Origin of the sequence: Streptomyces botrytidirepellens (assembly GCF_003721215.1) — a bacterium.
Lineage (GTDB): Bacteria > Actinomycetota > Actinomycetes > Streptomycetales > Streptomycetaceae > Streptomyces > Streptomyces himastatinicus.
Genome location: NZ_RIBZ01000085.1, coordinates 1 through 20,851, shown reverse-complemented (window position 1 = coordinate 20,851; position 20,851 = coordinate 1). Strand labels below are relative to the sequence as shown.

At 72.7% G+C, this 20,851-nt stretch carries 6 protein-coding genes and 1 pseudogene; 3 read left to right on the top strand and 4 right to left on the bottom strand.

Annotated features, from left to right (window positions below):
- The 3 genes and pseudogenes from EEJ42_RS06320 to EEJ42_RS06310 form a co-directional block, all read left to right on the top strand.
- A partial coding sequence (locus EEJ42_RS06320) for an HAD family hydrolase (protein ID WP_342778253.1) occupies positions 1-765 on the top strand: 765 nt, incomplete at its 5' end.
- Positions 766-993: 228 nt separating this feature from the next.
- Positions 994-3,216, top strand: coding sequence for a glycoside hydrolase family 43 protein (locus EEJ42_RS06315; protein WP_123098986.1), 2,223 nt, complete (start codon positions 994-996; stop codon positions 3,214-3,216).
- A gap of 30 nt (positions 3,217-3,246) precedes the next feature.
- A pseudogene (locus EEJ42_RS06310) lies at positions 3,247-6,422 on the top strand (glycoside hydrolase family 2 TIM barrel-domain containing protein).
- Positions 6,423-6,437: 15 nt separating this feature from the next.
- Here the strand turns inward: EEJ42_RS06310 and EEJ42_RS06305 are convergent.
- The 4 genes from EEJ42_RS06305 to EEJ42_RS06290 all read right to left on the bottom strand — a co-directional run.
- On the bottom strand, positions 6,438-7,892 hold the full coding sequence (locus tag EEJ42_RS06305; RefSeq protein WP_123098985.1) for a glyceraldehyde-3-phosphate dehydrogenase: 1,455 nt from the start codon (positions 7,890-7,892) through the stop codon (positions 6,438-6,440).
- Positions 7,893-8,006: 114 nt separating this feature from the next.
- Positions 8,007-8,573 (bottom strand): cupin domain-containing protein, encoded by a 567-nt coding sequence (locus EEJ42_RS06300; RefSeq protein WP_123098984.1) that lies wholly within the window; start codon positions 8,571-8,573, stop codon positions 8,007-8,009.
- 1 nt (position 8,574) lies between these two features.
- Positions 8,575-10,548 (bottom strand): class I adenylate-forming enzyme family protein, encoded by a 1,974-nt coding sequence (locus EEJ42_RS06295; RefSeq protein WP_123098983.1) that lies wholly within the window; start codon positions 10,546-10,548, stop codon positions 8,575-8,577.
- Positions 10,545-20,851 (bottom strand): amino acid adenylation domain-containing protein (locus EEJ42_RS06290; protein WP_148081870.1); only part of this gene is annotated, 10,307 nt, incomplete at its 5' end. The genes EEJ42_RS06290 and EEJ42_RS06295, both read right to left, overlap by 4 nt.

Below are 20,851 nucleotides of genomic sequence, written 5' to 3'. Positions count from 1 at the left end.
TCGGTCGCGGGGGCGGTGGCCCCCGCGACCGAGGCCCGCGAACCCCGGCAGAAAAGGATCCCCGCGATGACCTCGGGCCAGGCGACGACGGCGCGCAGCGCCGCGTTCTTCGACGTCGACGAGACGCTGATCACGCGCAAGAGCATGCTCTCGTTCCTCCGCGACTACTACCGGTGGCTCGGCCGCCCCGACTCGGCGGCCGACGACACGGTGGCCTCCCTGCGGGACATCGCCGCGGGACCCGGTGGCCGGGCGGCGTCCAACCGCGCCTACTACCGGCTGTTCGCGGGCCACCGGGTGGCCGAGGTGGCCGCCGCCGGGCAGCAGTGGTTCGACGACGGGATGACCGCCGGGGGGCTGTTCCATCCCGCGGCGCTGCTGGCCCTGCGGGAACACCAGCAGCGGGGCGATCTGGTGGTCCTCGTCTCCGGCTCCTTCTCGGCCTGCCTCGATCCGATCGCCCGGTACGTCTCCGCGGACATCGCGCTCGGCACGGTGCCGGAGGTCTCCGGCGGCAGCTACACCGGCGAGGTCCGCGACGTCCGCATCGGGGCGGGCAAGGCCGAGGCGGTGGCCGAGGTGCTGAGGGAGCGGGAGTTGTGCCCCGAGGACTGCCACGCGTACGGGGACCACGCCTCCGACCTGGCCCTGCTGCGCCAGGTGGGGCACCCCGTGGTGGTGGGCGACGATCCGGTCCTGCTGGAGCACGCCCACCGCGGCAGGTGGCGGCGGCTGCCCCCGGCGGTCACGGTGCCGGCGGGCTGACGGCCGTACCACCCGGTGCGGGCCGTACCACCCAGTGCGGGCCGTACCACCCGGTGCGCCGGTCCTGCGGGGGACCGGCGCACGGCCGGAATGAGCTGCGGAGCGCGTCGCGTCGAAAACTTTCGCTCGGCGTGGAGGGCCACACACCGTTGACGCACCGGGTCCCCACTGGACACACTCCGGTGCAACCAGTTCAACAGAACCCACCAGACTCCCACAGGATGTGTCATGGGTCCCCGCACAGCCCGCACGCTCCTCCTGCCGCTGCTCGCCCTGCTCACGCTGGTCACGAGCATCGTCACCGCGCCGCCCAGCCCCGCGCTGAGCGGCGCGTCGTCCGCATCCGCGTCGAAGCCGAAGTACGCCGGGTATCTCTTCACCTACTTCACGGGTGAGGGCACCGCCGACGGCGAACAGATACGGATGGCGCTCAGCCGCGGCAACGACCCCTTGCACTGGAGGGAGTTGAACGCCGGGAAGCCCGTCCTCACCTCCGGCCTCGGCGAGAAGGGCCTGCGCGACCCCTTCGTCATCCGCTCCCCCAAGGGCGACACGTTCTATCTGATCGCCACCGATCTGCGGATGTACAAGAACAGCAGCGGCACCTGGGACCAGGTCCAGCGCACCGGCAGCAAGTCGATCATGGTGTGGGAGTCGAAAGACCTCGTCAACTGGACCGACCAGCGCCTCGTCAAGGTCTCCCCGGACACCGCGGGCAACACCTGGGCGCCCGAGGCGTACTACGACGAGAAGCTCGGCGAGTACGTCGTCTTCTGGGCGTCGAAGCTCTACGCCGAGGACGACCCGGAGCACACGGGCTCGACCTACAACAAGATGCTGTACGCGACGACGAAGGACTTCCGCACCTTCAGCGAGCCCAAGGTGTGGAACGACCCCGGCTACTCGGTCATCGACTCCACCGTCATCAAGGACAAGGGCTCCTACTACCGCCTCACGAAGGACGAGCGCGACCCGTCCTCCGGCACGCCCTGCTCGAAGTTCATCACGGCCGAGAAGTCCAGTTCGCTGACGGACACCTCGTACGACTTCGTGTCCGACTGCATCGGCAAGGACACGATCGACCGCGGCGAGGGCCCGACCATCTTCAAGTCGAACACCGAGAACAAGTGGTACCTGTTCATCGACGAGTTCGGCGGCCGCGGCTACATCCCCTTCGAGACCACCGACCTCGCCTCGGGCAAGTGGACGCCGTCCCAGAACTACCAGCTGCCCGCCAGCCCCCGGCACGGCACGGTGCTGCCCGTGACCCAGGCCGAGTACGACCGGCTGCTGCGCACGTACCCCGCGTCGCAGGCCGCGCCCGCCGATGTGACGGCGAAGGGCCAGAAGGGGTACGCGATCGTCACCGAGGAGAGCCGCAAGGCCGTCCTGCCGATGGACCCGAAGGCCGATCTGCGGCGGCTGGCGCCCCGCTTCGCGCTCCCGGCCGGTGCCACCCTCAGCCCGCCCTCCGGCACCCGTCGGGACTTCCGCAAGCCCCGGACATACACGCTGACGTCCGCCGACGGAACGACGCGTGAGTGGACCGTCGAGGCCGTGCCGATGCGCAGCCCCATCCTGCCCGGGCTGAACGCCGACCCCGACATCCAGTACGCCGACGGCCGCTACTGGATCTATCCCACGACCGACGGCTTCCGCGGCTGGGGCGGGACCAAGTTCAAGGCGTACTCATCGAAGGACCTGGTCCACTGGAAGGACCACGGGGTGATCCTGGACCTCGGTCCGGACGTCGCTTGGGCGGACAAGTACGCGTGGGCGCCCGCGATGGCCGAGCGCAACGGCAAGTACTACTTCTACTTCTGCGCCGAGCAGCAGGTCGGTGTCGCGGTCGCCGACTCCCCCGCCGGGCCCTTCAAGGACGCGCTGGGCAAGCCGCTGGTGCCCAAGGGCCAGCTGGAAGGCCAGATGATCGACCCGTCGGTGTTCACCGACGACGACGGCCAGTCCTACCTGTACTGGGGCAACGGCCAGGCGTACGGCGTGCCGCTGAACGACGACATGACGTCCTTCGACTCCTCGAAGATGCGGAAGTTCACCCCGGACAACTTCCGGGAGGGCTCCTTCGTGGTCAAGCGCAAGGGCACGTACTACCTGATGTGGTCCGAGGACGACACCGGCAGCGAGAACTACCACGTCGCCTACGCCACCGGGTCGTCGCCGGTGGGTCCGTGGACCAAGCGGGGCACGATCCTCTCCAAGCGCCTCGACTACGGGATCAAGGGGCCGGGCCACCACTCGGTGGTGAACGTCCCCGGCACGGACGAGTGGTACATGGCCTACCACAGGTTCGCCGTCAACGGCCCCGGCAGGGCGGGCGGCGACGGTACCCACCGGGAAACCACCATCGACCGCATGGAGTTCGCGGCCGACGGGACGATCAAGCCGGTGGTGCCGACGCTGGAGTCGATCGATCCGCTGCGCCGACGCTGATCTCAACACCATCGAGGAGAGGAGATCGCCGTGGCGGTCACCCGTAGATCGTTACTGATCGCAGGCACCGCCACCCCCATGGCCGGGGCACTCGCCACCGCCACCCCCGCGTCCGGCGCGGCCCCGTCCCGCGCCCTGGGCGGCCGGACGCTCCCGCTCACCGACGGCTGGCGCTTCGCCCTGGTCAACCCCGGCGGGATCACCGACCCGACCGGTGACTTCGAGAACGCCCAGGCACCCGGTCACGACGACTCCACATGGCGCGAGGTCGCCATTCCGCACGACTGGAGCATCGAGCTGACCCCGACCACCGAGCACGGCACCACGGGCGGGACCGGCTACTTACCGGGTGGGCTCGGCTGGTACCGCAAGTCCTTCACGCTGCCGTCCGAGCTCGCGGGCAAGCGGATCTCCGTCGAGTTCGACGGGGTGTACATGGACGCGTACGGGTACCGCAACGGCAAGCACATCGGCAACCACCCCTACGGCTACACCGGGTTCGCCCTCGACCTCACCGACGCGGTCCACACCGACGGCACCACCCCCAACGTCCTCGCCGTCCAGGTCCGCAACCAACTGCCCAGCAGCCGCTGGTACTCCGGCAGCGGCATCTACCGCCACGCCCGCCTCGTCATCACCGACCCCGTCCACGTGGCCCGCTGGGGCACCTACATCACCACCCCCACCCTGAGCCAAGACCGCGCCACCGTGCGGGCCCGCACCAGCATCGTCAACACCACCGGCGACGACCAGTCCGTCACCATCGTCTCCACCCTCAAGGACCCCGACGGGAAGACGGTCACCCACGCCCGCTCCACCCTCACCGTCGGCGCGGACACCACCCGCGACGCCACCCAGGAGATGACGGTCGACAAGCCACGCCTGTGGTCCTTCGCCACACCCCGGCTCTACACCCTGGAAACCGAACTACGGGTCCGGGACAGGACCACCGACCGCTACCGCACCCCCTTCGGCATCCGCCACGTCACCATCGACCCCGACCACGGGCTCACCCTCAACGGCGAGTACACCAAGCTCCAGGGCGTGAATCTGCACCATGACCTGGGGGCACTCGGCGCCGCGTTCAACACGGACGCGTTCGTACGCCAGATGACCATCATGAAGAGCATGGGCGTCAACGCCCTGCGCACCTCGCACAATCCGCCCGCGCCCGAGGTGGTCGAGGTGTGCGACCGGCTCGGCATCGTGATGATGGTGGAGGCGTTCGACTGCTGGCGCACCGGCAAGACCGCCCATGACTACGGCCGTTTCTTCGACGAGTACTGCGAGGCGGACACCGCCGAGATGGTCGGCGCGGCCCGTAACTCCCCCGCGGTCATCATGTGGTCCATCGGCAACGAGATCACCGATTCGACCAGCACACCGGGTCTGGCCATGGCCCAGCGCATCATCGACGCCATCAAGAAGACCGATGACACCCGGCCGATCGTGATCGGCTCCAACAAGTACCGCGGCGGTCCGCCCGCGCCCGGTTCCCCCGCCGATCTGATGCTCGCCAAGGTCGACGGACTGGGCCTCAACTACAACATCGCCTCCTCGGCGGACGCCCTCCACGCCCGCTACCCGGATCTGTTCCTGTTCGAGTCCGAGACCTCGTCCGCCACCTCCTCCCGCGGGGCCTACCAGGAGCCCGAACGCCTCAACACCGGGGAGAACCAGACCCCGGGCAAACGCGAGGCCTCCTCCTACGACAACAACATCGTCAACTGGGCGGCGAGCGGCGAGTACGAGCTGAAGAAGGAGCGGGACCGCCCCTACCTCACCGGGCAGTTCCTGTGGTCCGGCATCGACTACATCGGCGAGCCCACCCCGTACAAGGTGTTCCCGGTGAAGGCATCGTTCTTCGGTGCCGTGGACACGGCCGGGTTCCCCAAGGACGCGTACTACCTGTTCAAGAGCCAGTGGACGAGTGATCCCATGGTCCACCTGGTGCCGATGAACTGGACCGATCACCGGCCGGGCGAGACGGTCGAGGTCTGGGCCTACGCCAACGTGGACACCGTCGAACTCTTCCTCAACGGCGACTCGCTCGGCGTCCGCCGCTTCGACACCAAGAAGACCACCGACGGCCGCACCTACCTGGAAACCACCGAGGCCACCGGCGACGACAAAACCGTCACCACCGGCCCCTACCCCGGCAGCTACACCAGCCCCAACGGCAGCGCGGGCAAACTCCACCTCACCTGGAACGTCCCCTTCGCCCCCGGCGAGCTGAAAGCCGTAGCCCGCCGCAACGGCCGCATCGTCGCCACCGAGNCTGGAACGTCCCCTTCGCCCCCGGCGAGCTGAAAGCCGTAGCCCGCCGCAACGGCCGCATCGTCGCCACCGAGCGCACCGCCGGACGCCCCCACACCATCCGCCTCACCCCCGACCGCAAGACCGTCGACGCCGACGGCCGGTCACTGTGCTTCATCACCGCGGAAGTGGTCGACGCCCACGGTGTGATGGTGCCCTCCGCGGACCATCTGATCTCTTTTGAGGTGTCCGGAGGCGGGTTGGCCGGTGTCGACAACGGGCGTCAGGAAAGCGCCGAGCGCTACCAGGCCAGCACCCGCACCGCCTACCACGGCAAGGCCCTCGCCATCGTCCGTACCGGCACCAAGCCGGGGCACCTCACCATCACCGCCCGCTCGGCGGGGCTGCGCAAGGCCACCACCACGGTCCGCGCCACCGGCGGCACGTCCGCGAGGGTCACCCCCACCCGGCCGTTCGCGCCCGGCCCGGGTCCGGCCGCGCCCGCGTACCCGCTCGCGGACGCCAGCTACTCCGGATCGCCCCAGACGCTGCCCGCGGCCATGCTGGACGGCGATCCGGCCACCGGATGGTCCAACGCCTTCACCAAGGTCGCCACCTCGCTGCTGCCCGCCTTCAACGGGGCCAGGAAAACTGACTGGGTCTCGGTGACCTGGGCCAGGAAACGCCGAGTGCGCCGCGTCGAGGTGTCCTTCACCCTCGACGCGACGCACTCACTACCCGCCTCGGTCACGGTCTCCGCCTGGGACGGACACCGCTTCACCCCGGTCCGCGAGGCGGATGTCACCTGGGCCGACGCGTCCGACACCCCGACCGTCATCACCTTCGATCCGGTGCGCACCTCCCGGCTGCGGCTGGATCTGGTGAGCGCACGCCCCGGGACCGCGGACGGCGCCCAGCGGATCAGCGCGCTGGAGGTCCCGGACGCGTAGGACGTGTCCGGGGGGTCAGACCACCGGGGCGGGGTAGGTCGGGTACTCCACCCCGGACACGTGCTGGACGACGCGGATGACCTGGCAGGAGTAGCCGAACTCGTTGTCGTACCAGAGGTAGAGGATCGCGTTGTCGCCCTCGACCTTGGTGGCACCGGCGTCGATGATCGAGGAGTGGCGCGAGCCGATGAAGTCGCTCGACACCGCGTCGGGGGCGCTGATGAAGTCGATCTGGCGCTTGAGCGGCGAGGTCAGCGACACATCGCGGAGGTGGTCGAGCACCTCCTCGCGGGTGGTCTCGCGCGCGAGCTGGAGGTTGAGGATCGCGATCGAGACGTTCGGCACCGGGACCCGGATCGAACTGCCGGTGATCTTCGCCTTGAGGTCGGGCAGCGCCTTGGCGACGGCGGAGGCGGCACCGGTCTCGGTGATGACCATGTTGAGCGGCGCGGACCGGCCGCGGCGCTCGGACTTGTGGTAATTGTCCAGCAGGTTCTGGTCGTTGGTGAACGAGTGGACGGTCTCCACGTGGCCGCGCAGCACGCCGTACTCGTCCTCCATCGCCTTCAGCGGCGGGACGATGGCGTTGGTGGTGCAGGACGCGCAGGACAGGATCTGCTCGTCCGGCTTGAGCATGTCGTGGTTGACGCCGTGGACGATGTTGGGCACGTCGCCCTTGCCCGGCGCGGTCAGGACGACCTTGTCGATGCCGGGGCGCAGGTGCTTCGACAGGCCCTCGCGGTCACGCCACTTGCCGGTGTTGTCGATGAGGATGGCGTTCTTGATCCCGTGCGCCGTGTAGTCGACCGACGCCGGGTCGTCGGCGTAGATCACCTTGATCTCGTTGCCGTTGGCGACGATCGTGCCGTTCGCCTCGTCGACGGTGATCGTGCCCTGGAACTGCCCGTGGATGGAGTCGCGGCGCAGCAGCGAGGCGCGCTTCACGAGGTCGTCGGCGGCCCGGCCGCCGCCTCCGCGGACGACGATGGCGCGCAGCCGCAGGCCGTTGCCGGAACCGGCCTTCTCGATGAGCAGCCGGGCCACGAGCCGCCCGATGCGGCCGAACCCGTAGAGGACGACGTCCCGCCCCTCGCGGCGCTCGATCTTGTTGGCGCCCGTGGCACCGGCCACGGCCTCGGCGGTGAACTCCTCCACCGACAGACCGCGGTCGTCGGTCTTGTAGGTGGCGGCCAGCATGCCGATGTCGATCTGGGACGGGCCGAGGTCGAGCGTGGCCAGAGCCTGGAGGAACGGCAGCGTCTCGGTGACCGACAGTTCGTCGCCGGCGATCTGCCGGGCGAAGCGGTGGGTCTTGAGGATGCTGACCACCGACTTGTTCACCAGGGAGCGGCTGTGCAGCAGGACGTTGACGTCCCGCTCACGGTGCAGCTTCCCGATGATCGGGATCATCGACTCCGCGATCTCCTCGCGGGTGTTCCAGTTGGTGAACGAGTCCTCGTTGACAGTCACAAGTTCATCTTTCGAGCTAGGCGGCGCTCATATGCTAACCCGTCTGCACCTTTGATCAGTCACGAGGTGCCGCCGGGCTCGCGGCGACACCTCGTGACGCGCCCCAGGAGATGTCTAGCCGTGCTCGGTCGGCATGCCCGCACACGTCCGACAGGGACAGTGCGGACAGCCCACGGAGTGCAGGAAGCGCGGCGGACCGGCCGTGGACCCGCAGATCAGGCAGGTCAGCTCGCCGTCGTCGGCGACGACCTCCTCGTACGCCACCGGGACCATCCGGTCGTCCGCGCCGATCCGCTTGTGCGGCGAGCCGACGGCGAGGATCACGTGGTCGGTGATCGCGCCGACCGCGTGCGGGATGCCCCCTTCGATCAGGAGGGTCTGTCCGGCGTGGGTCTCGTAGATGCGGCCGCCGTAGGTCATGGTGCCGATACCGGCCACGATGGTCAGGATGTGGTGGCCGGGGTGGGTGTGCGGGACGAACCCGGCGCCCGCGGGCAGCCGGATCAGATCGGCGCCGATGTCCCCGTTGGTCACCAGCTCGCGCCCGCTGGCCGACGAGGTGCCGTGCAGCGGCACCGGCAGCGCGGCGTGTTCCACATGCAGCCCGGTGCGCTCGGGGCTCAGCGTCTTCTTCGCCCAGGTGGCGATCTCCAGCGCGGGCTCGGTGTCCTGGTTCCGCATGTCACTCCCTCGGTTGTGAATCCCATACGACGCCGCCCAGGTCATGGCGGCCGGATCGCAGCACGGAGAAGCCCACCGTGGCGGGGTGGCCGGGGCGCGGCTGTCGCGCCCAGGCCCAGCGGTCGATACGGGCGGCCCCGGGGTCGTCCGCGAGCCAGCGCCACAGATAGTCGAGCGCCCAGGGCATGCCGTCGGCGGCCGGGACGACGACACAGCGTGAGGCGGGGCCGTGGGGCAGCAGCCGCAGCCCGCCGTCCTCGGACTCCCACCACGCACCAAACGGGGGCGCATCGGACGCAACGCCTTCTGTGACACAGATCTCGGCGGCGACTGCGGCATGTTCCGAAAGGGGCCACTGGGACCGCAGATACGCGCGCCACCGCGCCTTCTCGGCTTCCGGCAGGGGTGTCCCGGTCCCGTGCGCGCGCACGTGTTCGCGCAGGAAGTCGAAGGCGGCGAAGACGGGCTCCTCGCCGGTGGGGACCGGCTCGTCCGCGGCGTACGGCGCGATCGCGCGCAGCGCGTGGTGCAGATCACCCGCGGGCCGACCCCGCGCGGGAGCGGCGGTGCCGAGCAGGGTGCGGGCGGTGACGGCGGCGTAGCGCAGCAGCCGTTCGTAGCGGACGGTGGAGATCCGCCGTACGGCCAGGGTGCGGCCCATCGCGGTGCGCTGCGGTTTGCCGGTGGCGGTGGCGAGGAAGCCGCCCCACCGGACGGCGGCGGGGCGCACGGCGGCCCGCTCGCACACGGTGCGCACCGCGTCGAGGGTGTCGCCGGGCGGGCCGTCGGCGACGAGGCCGACCTCGTGGCCGAGCGTGGCCTCGGCCACCGGCACGGCGGCGAACCGGCCGCGCAGCCCCGCGTCGTGCCAGGTGCGCTCCACGTCCAGCGGATAGTGTTTCTCGCCACCGCGGTCGATGCGCTCCTTGGCGCGGCCCCTGAGGACGAGCAGTCCGTCGCGCAGCTCACCGAGGTCGCCGGTGCGCAGCCAGCCGTCGGGGGTGAGGGCCTGGGCGGTGGCGGCCGGGTCGCGCCAGTAGCCGTCCATCATGTCCGGTGTTCTGATCCACACCTCGCCGGCCTCGATCCGCACCTCCGTGTCGGGGAGCGGGAGTCCGACCGGCGGGAAGCGGTCGAGGTACTGCGCTGCGAAGTCCTCGCCGGTCAGCTCGGGCATGGTGAAACTGAAGTTGACCGCTTCGGTGAGCCCGTACCCCTGGCGGAGCCTGGGCCCGTAGCGCTGGTGGAAGCGCCGGGCGAGGTCGCCGGTGAGCGGGGCGGCCGCGGTGATCAGATAGTCCAGGCCGTCCGGCCAGGCGGGTCCTGCCTCCACCAGCTCCGAGAGCAGGGCGGGGACGATCGATCCGGTACGGGCGCCGCCCGCCGCCAGGTCGCGCAGATAGCGCTCGGGGTCGAAGGCGGTGTGCAGGACCAGCGGGGTGTGCGTGGTGTGGGCGCCGATGAGCGACATCACGAGCGCGTTGCAGTGGTACAGCGGCAGACAGGTGCCGTGCGGGCGGTCGGGGGCGAAGCGGTGCAGCCGCGCGGTCTTGGTGGCGTTGCCGAGGACGGCGCGGCGGCTGAGCATCACGCCCTTGGGGGTGCCGGTGGACCCGGAGGTGAACATGATGAACGCCAGCTCCGCCGCCCCCGGATCGGGCTCGGCGGGCGCCCCGGGGAGGATCCGCAGCCCGATCGGGTGGGTGCGGTCGGCGGGTGTGTCGATGACGGCCGAGGCGTCCACCCGCCGCACGGCGGCGGCCAGTTCGGCGTCGGAGGCGCGCGGGTGTTGCGGTACGGCGACGAGCCGCAGGTCGAAGCAGGTGAGCAGGGCCCCGGCCAGCGGTTCGCCGTGCGGGAGCCGGATGACGACGCGGGCACCCGCCGGAAGGGCGTCCAGGCCGAGCAGCTCCGCTCGGTAGCGTTGCGCCAGTTCCGCCGTGTCCAGCGGGGCGCGGTGCGCCACGGATGTCATGGGTTCTCCGTCCCTCGGGCGGTGCGGTCATGGCGGCGCAGTTCCTGGTCAAGGATCCGGCCGAAGCCGCCGATGTGCTGGTGCTGCATGATCCGCTCGTGGTCGCTGTCCACGTCGTGGAGGGTGAGTGCGCCGGTGACGAGGGGGCGCCATGCCTTCTCCACCGCCGGGCGGTTTCCGGCCGCTGCCACGTGAACGGCGTCGCCGTCGAGGACGGGCGGTCGGTAGGCGCGCAGGAGCCGGGCGTTGTTCTTCGCCACGGCGACGATGCGGTCGATGTCGTCCTCGGTGAGGGTGGCGAGCGCGCTGCCCTCGGTGCGGAGCAGGGCGGTGACGGTGGCGAAGTCCAGGACACCGGGCGGGAATTGGCGCTCGTCGTGTCCGGCGGCGGTCACCAGGATGCGGTGGACGCGCTCCTCGTCGATGTGTTGCGCTTCGCCGTCGCCGTCGGGCGGCAGGGCGTCGACCACGCACACCAGCCCCGGTTCGACGCCCAGCTCCCGCAGCCGTACGGCCATGGCGTGGGCGACGAGTCCGCCGAAGGACCAGCCGACCAGGTGGTACGGGCCGTGCGGGCGTACCGACCGCAGCTCGTCCACGTACCGCTCGGCCATCTCCTCGATCGTGGAGGGAAGTTCGCGGATGCCACCGGGGCCCTCGCCCCGCAGGGCGTAGAGCGGATGGGCGCGGTCGACGTGGTGCAGCAGCCCGGCGTACAGCCAGCCGATGCCACTCAGCGGGTGCACACAGAACACCGGCGCCGCCTCGCCGGTGGCGCGGTACGCGATGAGGTGGCCCCGGGCGGTCGGGGTGCCGTCGTCGAGGCGGTCGGCGAGGGTGGCCGGGGTGGCCGCTTCGAACAGGTCGCGGATGGTGGGCCGCAGGCCGAGTACGTCGCGGATGCGGGTGGCGAGCCGGGTGGCGCTCAGCGAGTGGCCGCCCAGGGCGAAGAAGCTGTCCGTGGCGCCGACCCGGTCCACGCCGAGCACCTCGGCGAACAACCGGCACAGCGTCTCCTCCCGCAGCGTGCCCGGCGCCCGGCTGCCGGTGCCACTCCCCCAGTCCGGCTCGGGCAGCGCGCGCCGGTCCACCTTGCCGTTGCGGGTGAGCGGGAGGCGGTCGAGCGTGTGGAGGCGGGCCGGGAGCATATAGCCGGGCAGCCGCGCGGCCAGGTGGTCGCGTACGGAGTCGAGGTCGGCACCGGAGGCATCGGAGGCACCAGCCGTGGGGACGAGGTAGCCGACCATTCGGCGGTCGTCCGGGCCCACGTCCCGCACCGCCGCGGCGGCCGCCCCCACCTGGGGGTGACTGGTCAACGCCGCCTCGATCTCGCCGAGTTCGACGCGGTGGCCGCGCAGCTTGATCTGGTCGTCGTCGCGGCCGTGGAAGCGCAGCGTGCCGTCGGCCCGCCACGAGGCCAGGTCGCCGGTGCGGTACATGAGGGCGCCGGGCGGGCCGAAGGGGTCGGCCACGAAGCGTTGCGCGGTGAGCGAGGGGCGGTGCAGATAGCCGTGGGCAACGCCCGCGCCCGCGAGGTACAGGTCGCCGATGGCGCCGGGCGGCACGGGCCGCATGCGGGGGCCCAGGACGTACGCGCGCGTGTTGGCGACGGGTCGGCCCAGGGGGACGGCGGGCTCCTGGGGCCCGGTGACGGGGTGGCAGGCGGACCAGACGGTGGTCTCGGTGGGGCCGTAGTACGAGAACAGTCGGCAGCCGAGGCCGGTGAGGGTTTCGGCGAGCGGGCCGGGGACGGCCTCGCCGCCGATGACCGCCCGCATGCCGCGCAGCACGTCCGGCCGCCGGTCGGCCAGGGTCTGCCAGCGCGAGGGGGTGGCCTGCATGACCGTGACGCGGTGCCGGGCCAGGAGGGCGAGCAGGGCGTCCGGGTCGCGGAGCGTCGCGGTGTCGGCGACCACCGTGGCGGCGCCGGTGACGGGACCGAGGAACAGTTCGGGCACCGACATGTCGAAGTTGGCGGGTGCGGCGGCCAGGACGCGGTCGCCCTCGTGGACACCGAGGCGCTCGCGCAGGGTGGCCAGCAGGTTGACCAGCGCGGGCTGCGGGACGACGACGGCCTTGGGGTGGCCGGTGGAGCCGGAGGTGTGGATCGCGTACGCGGCGTCGTCGGGCAACCGGGCCGGGTCAGGTGAGGTGGCGAGTGTCCACGGCTCGCCGCCGGTGTCCGGCGCGCGCAGGACCAGGGCGGGGCGGGCGTCGGCGAGCAGGGCGGCGATCCGGTCGGGCGGCAGGTCGGGGTCGAACGGCAGATACGCGGCGCCGGTGGACAGCACGGCCAGGCACGCCGTGATGAGGCCGGTGTCGCGCGGCAGGCCGACGGCGACCAGTCGGCCCGGGCCCGCGCCGCGGTCCCGTAGCGTGCGGGCCAACTCCGCTACCCGCTCGGCGAGTTGCCGGAAGTCCAGCGTCTCCGTGGCCCCGATCACGGCGGGCGCGTGCGGCGTACGGCGGGCCCGGGCCGTGAACATCTCCACCACGCCCGCCCCGGCCACCTCGTGTGCGGTGTCGTTCCAGGTGGTGACGGTCCGTCGCTCCTCGTCCTCCGTGAGCAGGGGGAGGTCCGCGACGGCCCGGCCGGGGTCGGCCACGGCGGCACGGAGCAGCCGGGCCAGCCGCTCGTTCAGGGCGTCCGCCGTGGGCCGGGTGAACAGGTCGGCGTTGTACTCCAGCACCCCGGACACGCCCGCGGGCGCGCCGGTCGCGTCGTACTCCTGCTGAAGGCTCCACAGCAGGTCCAGGCGGGCCCGGTCGCCGTGCACCGCCACCTGCCGCGCGGTGATCCCCGGCAGCTCGAGGTCGGCACGTCCGGTGTCCTGGAAGGCCAGCATCACCTGGAAGACGGGGTGGTACGCCGTGGAGCGCGGCGGATTGAGGAGCTTCACCAGCTGCTCGAACGGCAGCTCCTGGTGCTCGAAGGCGTCCAGATCGGCCGTGCGCACCCGGCGCAGCAACTCGGCGAAGGAAGGGGTGCCCGACAGGTCGGTGCGCAGGACCAGCGTGTTGACGAAGCAGCCGATGGTGTCGTGCAGCGCCGCGTCGTGGCGGCCCCCGACCGCCGTACCGATCGGGATGTCCTCGCCCGCGCCGAGCCCGGACAGCAGGGCGGCGAGCGCGGCGTGCAGCACCATGAACACGCTCGCCTCGTGTTCGCGGGCGAGGGCGGTGAGCCCCTGGTGCAGTTCGGCGTCCAGGGCCAGCTCGACGGTGCCGCCGCGATGTGAGGTGGTCGGCGGGCGCGGGTGGTCGGCGGGCAGGGGCAGCACCTGCGGGATGCCGCTCAGGGCGCGCGTCCAGTACGCGGTGGCGGCGTCGGTGGGCAGCTCCCGCTGCCAGAGCGCGAAGTCCGCGTACTGCGCGGGCAGCGGCTCCCACCGGGGGGCATCACTCAAGGTCCTGGCCCGGTAGGCGGCCGACAGGTCGCGGGTGAGCGGGGTCAGCGACCAGCCGTCGGCCGCGATGTGGTGGGGCAGCAGGAGCAGGACGTGGCGGTCTGGCCCTAGCACGTACAGCGTCGCCCGCAGGGGCAGTTCCGTGGCCAGGTCGAAGGGGCGGGCGGCGTCGGCGGCGAGCCGTTCGGCCAGACCCGCCTCCTTCACCTCGACGGTCGCGAAGGGCGGTTCGACGGGGGTGATGACGCGCTGCCAGGGCTCCCCGTCGTGGACCTCCACCACGGTGCGCAGGATCTCGTGGCGCACCAGGACATCCATGAGCGCGGCGCGCAGCGCCTCGGTGTCCAGCGGGCCGTCCAGCGTGAAGGCGAACGGCATGTGGTACGTCGGCCCGGCGTCCTCGAAGTGGTGGAGGAACCACAGGCGGCGCTGTGCGAACGACAGCGGGACACGGGCCGGGCGCAGCCCGGGGCGCAGCGGCGGGCGCTGCGCCGGACGTCCGGCCGAGGCTCGGCGGGGCTCGCGCTGCGCGGTGACGCGCGGAGCGAGCGCGGCCACGGTGGGCGCGTCGAACAGCGTGCGGATGGCGAGGTCGATGCCGACGCCCGCGCGGATCTTGTTGATCAGCTGGGTGGCGAGCAGCGAGTGTCCGCCGAGGTCGAAGAAGCCGTCCTCCACGCCGACGTCGGGCACGCCGAGCGTTTCGGCGAAGGCGCGGCACAGGAACCGTTCCAGCTCGGTGGCGGGCGCCCGTCCGGCGCCGGTCCGCAGCCCCTCGGTGGGCGCGGGCAGGGCGCGCCGGTCGAGCTTGCCGTTGCGGGTCAGCGGCAGCCGGGCGATCGGCACCACGAAGCCGGGCACCATGTATCCGGGCAGGTGGTCGGCGGCGTACCGGCGCAGCGCGGCGGGGTCGAGGCGGGTGTCCGCGGCCGCGGGGACGGTGTACGCCACGAGCTGGGCGCCACCGTCCGCGCCGCCGTCCCCGGTGTCCTTGACGAGGACCGCGGCCTGGACGATGTCGGGGTGGCGCTCCAGGACGGCCTCGATCTCGCCCGGTTCGATCCGGAAACCGCGCACCTTCACCTGCTGGTCGGTGCGGCCCAGGTACTCCAGCGTGCCGTCCTGCCATCGGCGCGCCAGGTCTCCCGAGCGGTACATCCGGGCGCCGGGCGGGCCGAAGGGGTCGGCCACGAATCGGGTCGCGGTCAGGGCCTCCCGTCCCAGGTAGCCGCGGGTCACGCCGGGCCCTGAGAGGTAGATCTCGCCGGGACAGCCGGGCGGCACGGGCCGCAACGCGTGATCGAGCAGGTACAGCCGCAGATCGGCGAGCGGTTCGCCGATGGCGCTGCGGGTGTCGGCCGGGTCGGTCAGTTCGGCGTACGTGGAGTGCACGGTGGTCTCGGTGATGCCGTACATGTTCACCAGCCGGGGGCGGCCGCGGGTGACGGGGCCCTCGGGATACCAGTGGCGTATTCGGCGCGGGTCCAGCGCCTCCCCGGCGAAGACCACGACGCGCAGCGCGTGCCGGGGCGGGCCGTCGGCCTCGCGCGCCATGTCGGCTTCCGCCTGGGCGAGTTGGTAGAAGGCCGACGGCGTCTGACACAGCGCGGTGACCCCCTCCCGTACGAGCAGCTGCCACATCTCGCGCGGCGACCGGCTGACGGTGTGCGGGACGACGACGAGCCGCCCGCCGCGGCCGAGCGCCGCCCACAGCTCCCACACGGACACGTCGAAGGCGTACGAGTGGAACAGGGCGTGCACATCGTCCGGTCCGAAGCCGAACCGTTCGTCGGTGGTGTCCAGCAGCCGTACGACGTTGTCGTGCGTGACCACGACGCCCTTGGGGGTGCCGGTCGAGCCGGAGGTGTGGATCACGTAGGCGGTGGTGTGCGGATCGGTACATCGCCCGAGGTCACCGGCCGGGCCGGTGGCCAGGGCGGCGGCCGTCTCCGGGTCGTCCAGCAGCAACCGGTCCCGGCCGGGCGGCAGCAGGGCCGCGGTGTCGGCCGTCGCCACGGACAGCGGCGGGTCGGTCTCGTCGAGAACGTGGCGGACGCGCTCGGGCGGGGTGGCCGGGTCCAGCGGTACGTAGCCCGCGCCGGACTTGAGCACGGCGAGGACGGCGGTCACCAGGTCGGCGCCGCGCGGCAGGGCGAGGGCGACGAGTCGGCCCGGCCCCGCGCCGTGTGCCACGAGCAGCCGCGCGAGGCGGTTGGCCCGTTCGTTCAACTCCCGGTAGCCGAGGGTGCGTTCGCCGTCGGTCAGCGCGGGGGCGTCGGGTCGCAGCGCGGCCTGCGCCTCGAACAGCGCGGGCAGGGTGGCACGGCCCGGTGTCCGCTCCGCGGCGGCCGGGGCCCGGGGTGTCCGCTCGTCCGGCAGCAGGAGGCCGATGTCGGCGAGCCGGGCACCGGGCGCGGCGGCGATACGGCCGAGCAGCGCGCCGAGCCGGTCGAGCAGGCGCCCGGCGGCGTCCGCGTCGAGGACCCCGGTGTGGTGGTCGAGCCGCAGGCCCAGTCGCGTGCCGTCGCCGGGGATGACGATGAGCGACAGGGGGTAGTGCGTACCGTCCATCACCCGCAGCCCGGTGACCTCGATGCCGGGCGCGACGTCCCGCAGGACATCGGCATCGATCGGGTAGTTCTCGAACACGACCAGGGTGTCGAACAGTTCGCCGTGTCCGGCCAGGCGCTGGAGCCGGGTGAGATCGGCGTACTGGTGCTCGACGACGGCGAGCTGCTGGTCGCGCAGCGCGCGCAGCGTCTCCTCCACGGTGCGGGAAGGATCGAGGCGCACCCGGACCGGGATGGTGTTGATCAGCAGGCCGACGATGTTCTCCACACCGGGCAGCTCGGGCGGGCGGCCGGAGACCGTGGCGCCGAAGACGACGTCGTCACGGCCGGTGTGGGCGCCCAGCAGCATCGCCCAGCCGAGCCGTACGAGGGTGTTGACGGTCAGCCCGTGCGCACGGGCCGCCCGCCGCAGTGCGGCCGTCACTTCGGCGTCCAGCCCGGCGTCGGCCTGGCCGTGGTGGTCGGCGGTGTCCCGGCCGCGCTCGCCACCGACCAGGGTGGGGCCGTCCAGCCCGGACAGGACACCGCGCCACGCGGCCTCGTCGGCCTCGGCGTCGCGCGTGGCGAGCCAGTCCAGGTAGGCGCGGTACGGCGTGGCGGCCGGGGGCGTATCGCCCGCGTAGAGGGTGAAGAGCTCCCGGACCGCGATCGGCCAGGACCAGCCGTCCAGCAGGATGTGGTGGGCCGTCAGGACGAAGACGTGGCGCCGCCCGGCGGCCCGCAGGAGAGTGGCGCGCAGCGCGGGCGGCCGGGCGAGGTCGAACCGCACACGCCGGTCCCGGTCGAGGAAGGCGGCCTCCTCCGCGGGGGACGCCACCCGCTCCTCCCGCCACGGAACGTCGATGTGGTCCGGCACCCTCTGCACGGGCCTGCCGACGGCGTCCGGCCGGAACCCGGCGGCCAGATTCGGATGCCTGCGCACCAGCGCGCGCAGTGCCTCGCGCAGCGCCGTGGCGTCGAGTTCGCCGGTCAGCTCGAAGACGAACTGGACGAGATACGGATCGGCGCCGCCGTCTTCGCCGTGGTCGTACTGGGAGTGGAACAGCAGCCCTTGGGCGAGGGGCGCCAGCGGCAACGCCTCGCCCTCGCGATCCGCCGCGGCCACCGCGGGTCGCTCGGCCACCTCGGCTGCCGCGGGTCGCTCGTTCGCACCGGCGGCCAGCGCCTCGAGGTGCTCGAACCAGCGCCCGGCCAGGTCCGCCATGTGCGCGTCGTCCAGCAGGCGCCCGGCCCAGGACCACATGGCGGTGAGCCGGGGGCCTTCGGGGTGGTCGACGATGACGGAGTCGAGTTCGACGGCGTGCGCCAACGGCAGCTCCGGCGACGCGCCGGACGCGAGGACGCTCCCGTCCGGGCTCCAGTCCCGCTCGCCGTCCGCCTCGAAGCGGCCGAGGTAGTTGAACGCGATCCGGGGCGGTGCGGGTGCGGCCAGCCGGGTGGCGGTGTCCGGGTTGAGGTGGCGCAGCAGGCCGTAGCCGAGGCCATGGGCCGGTACGTCGCGCAGGGCCGCGCGGACCCGGGCCACGGCCACGTCCCACGGCGTGTCCCCGTCCCCCGCGTCGAGCAGCACCGGGTGGATGACGGTGAACCAGCCGACCGTACGCGACAGTTCGAGACCGGCGGCGAACTCCTCCCGGCCGTGGCCCTCCAGGTCCAGCCCGACGGCCGTCTCCCCCGCGCCCCGCCAGTCCGCGACGGCCCGGACGAACGCGGTCAGCAGCAGGTCGTTCAGCGAGGCGCCGAACGCGGCGGTGGCCCGCTCCGCCAAGGCCGCGGTTGGCGCGGCCGGAAGGGTGCGGGTGTGGTGGCGGCGCGTGGCCTCGGTGTCCCGCGCCGGGTCCGGCCGCGGCTCCGCCTGGAGGTGGCCCACCGCGTTGGCGACCTGGGTCCAGTACGGGAGTTCGGCCAGGACCGACGCGTCCCGGGCGTGCGCCGCCAGCGCCCTGCTCCACTTCCCGAAGCCCGTGCCGACCGGCGGCGCTGCCGGGGTCCGGCCGTCCACCAGCGCGCGCCAGCCGTCGCGCAGGTCGTCGAGCAGGATCCGCCACGACACCCCGTCGACGGCGAGGTGGTGCACGGTGAGGACGAGCGTGCCGGGCCGATCGGCTCCGGCGTCGAACCACTCGGCGTGGACGACGCGCCCCTCCGCGGGGTCCAGCCGCTCTCCGGCCCGCGCGGCGTGCTCCCGTACGGCGCCCTCCAGCGCCTGCCCGTCCAGGCCGGACGCGTCATGCCGGACCAGCGCGATCCGGCCATGGGGGTCGGTCCGCAGCTCCCAGGAGGAGTCCCGCGCCACCAGCCGGAGGCGCAGCATGTCGTGCCGGTCGAGCAGCGCTTCGAGGAGCGTGCGCAGCCTCGGCTCGTCCAGTGCGGCGGGGGTGCGCAGCGCCATCGACTGCGCGAACCCGGTGACGGGCCCGCCGCGTTCGCGCAGCCAGTGCATCACGGGTGTCGGCTCCACCGCCGGGTCGTCGTCGGTGTCGGTGCCGCTCGGGGCGGGGACGTCCGGGCCCGTGGGCAGCGGGGACCTGTCGGCCAGGGTCGCGGCCAGGGCGGCGACCGTGGGGTGGCGGAAGACGTCCTGGGAGGTGAGCGGGAGGCCCGCCCGCCGGGCCCGGCTGACCAGGTGGATCGCCAGGATGCTGTCGCCGCCCAGGGTGAAGAAGCCGGTGTCCGGCGGGATGTGCTGCTCGCCCAGCACGTCGCGGAACAGCGCGGTGAGCGTCTCCTCGGCGGGCGTACGGGGCGACCGGTCCGCGCCGGTGCCGTCCGTACCGTCCGGGCCGTCCCCGCCGTCGCGTCGCGGGGTGGGCGGCGCGGGCAGTGCGGCGCGGTCGAGCTTGCCGTTGCGGGTGAGGGGGAGCCGTTCGACGGGGACGATCGCCGACGGCACCATGAACGCCGGAAGGTGCTCGGCGGCGTGGCGCCGCAACGCGTCGGCGTCCCCGTCCGCCTCCGGCCGCGCGGTGACGACGTACGACACGAGCCTGCGCTCACCCGGCCGGTCCTCGCGGAGCACGGTGGCGGCCCGGGTCACGGCGGGGTGGCGGCACAGCGCGGCGTCGATCTCGCCGGGTTCGATCCGGTAGCCGCGCAGTTTGACCTGGCTGTCGGCGCGGCCCGCGAAGTCCAGCGTGCCGTCCGGGTTCCAGCGGGCGAGGTCTCCGGTGCGGTACATCCGGGCGCCGGGCGGGCCGAACGGGCAGGCCACGAACCGCTCCGCGGTCCGGCGCGGCGCGCCGAGGTAACCGCGGGCGAGCCCGGTGCCGGACAGGTAGACCTCGCCGCTGACACCGGGCGGGACGGGGCGCAGCGCGTCGTCGAGGAGGTGGACCCGGGTGCCGTCGAGCGGGGTGCCGATGGGGATCGACGCGGTGTGTTCGGGAAGGTGGTCCACCGGGTGCCGGGTGGCGAAGACGGTGGTCTCGGTGGGTCCGTAGCCGTTGACGACGGCGGGGGCCCGGGGTGCGGAGCGGACGCGTCGTACGGCCTCGGGCGCGACCACGTCGCCGCCGGTCCACACCTGGCGGACACCGGCGAGGCAGTCGGGGTCCTCCTCGGCGAGCGCCCCGAACAGGCCCGCCGTCAGCCACAGTCCGGTGACGCGGTGGGTGGCGATGACGTCGCGCAGGACGCCGAGGTCCGTCCGGCCCGGCGGGGCGATGACGATCTCGCCGCCGCTGAGCAGCGGCACCCACAGTTCCAGGTTGAGCGCGTCGAAGGCGTGCGGGGAGTGCAGCAGCACGCGCTCGGCGCCGCCTTCGTCCCACCAGCGGTCGGAGGCGAGCCGGACGAGATTGGCGTGGGTGATGGCGACGCCCTTGGGGGCGCCGGTCGAGCCCGAGGTGTACATCACGCAGGCGAGGTGCTCCGGGTGCACGGTCACCGGAGGGTCATGCGGCGCGGCGGACGGCTCGTCGCCGAGGGCGCCGAGGACGTGGACGTGGTGTCCCCGGTCGCGGAACCACGTGGCGATGTCGTCGTCCCGGGTGGTGGCGTCGGTGATCAGGAACCGCGCTCCGGCTCCGGCGGCGATCGCGGCCAGGCGGCTCGGGGCGTCCGCGCGGTGCAGCGGCAGATACGCGGCGCCCGCCTTGACCACGCCCAGCACGGCGACGACGAGGTCGGGCGAGCGCTCGACCAGGAGGCCCACCGGTGTCTCGGCGGTGGCGCCCGCCGCGGTCAGCCGGGCCGCGAGGGCGGTGGCGCGGGCGTCGAGCTGCCGGTAGGTGAGCCGCTCGCCGGTGGCGGCCGAGCGCACGGCGAACGCCTCGGGCGTGGCGGCGACATGGGCCCCGAACCGGGCGAGCGCGGTGCGCGCCGGGC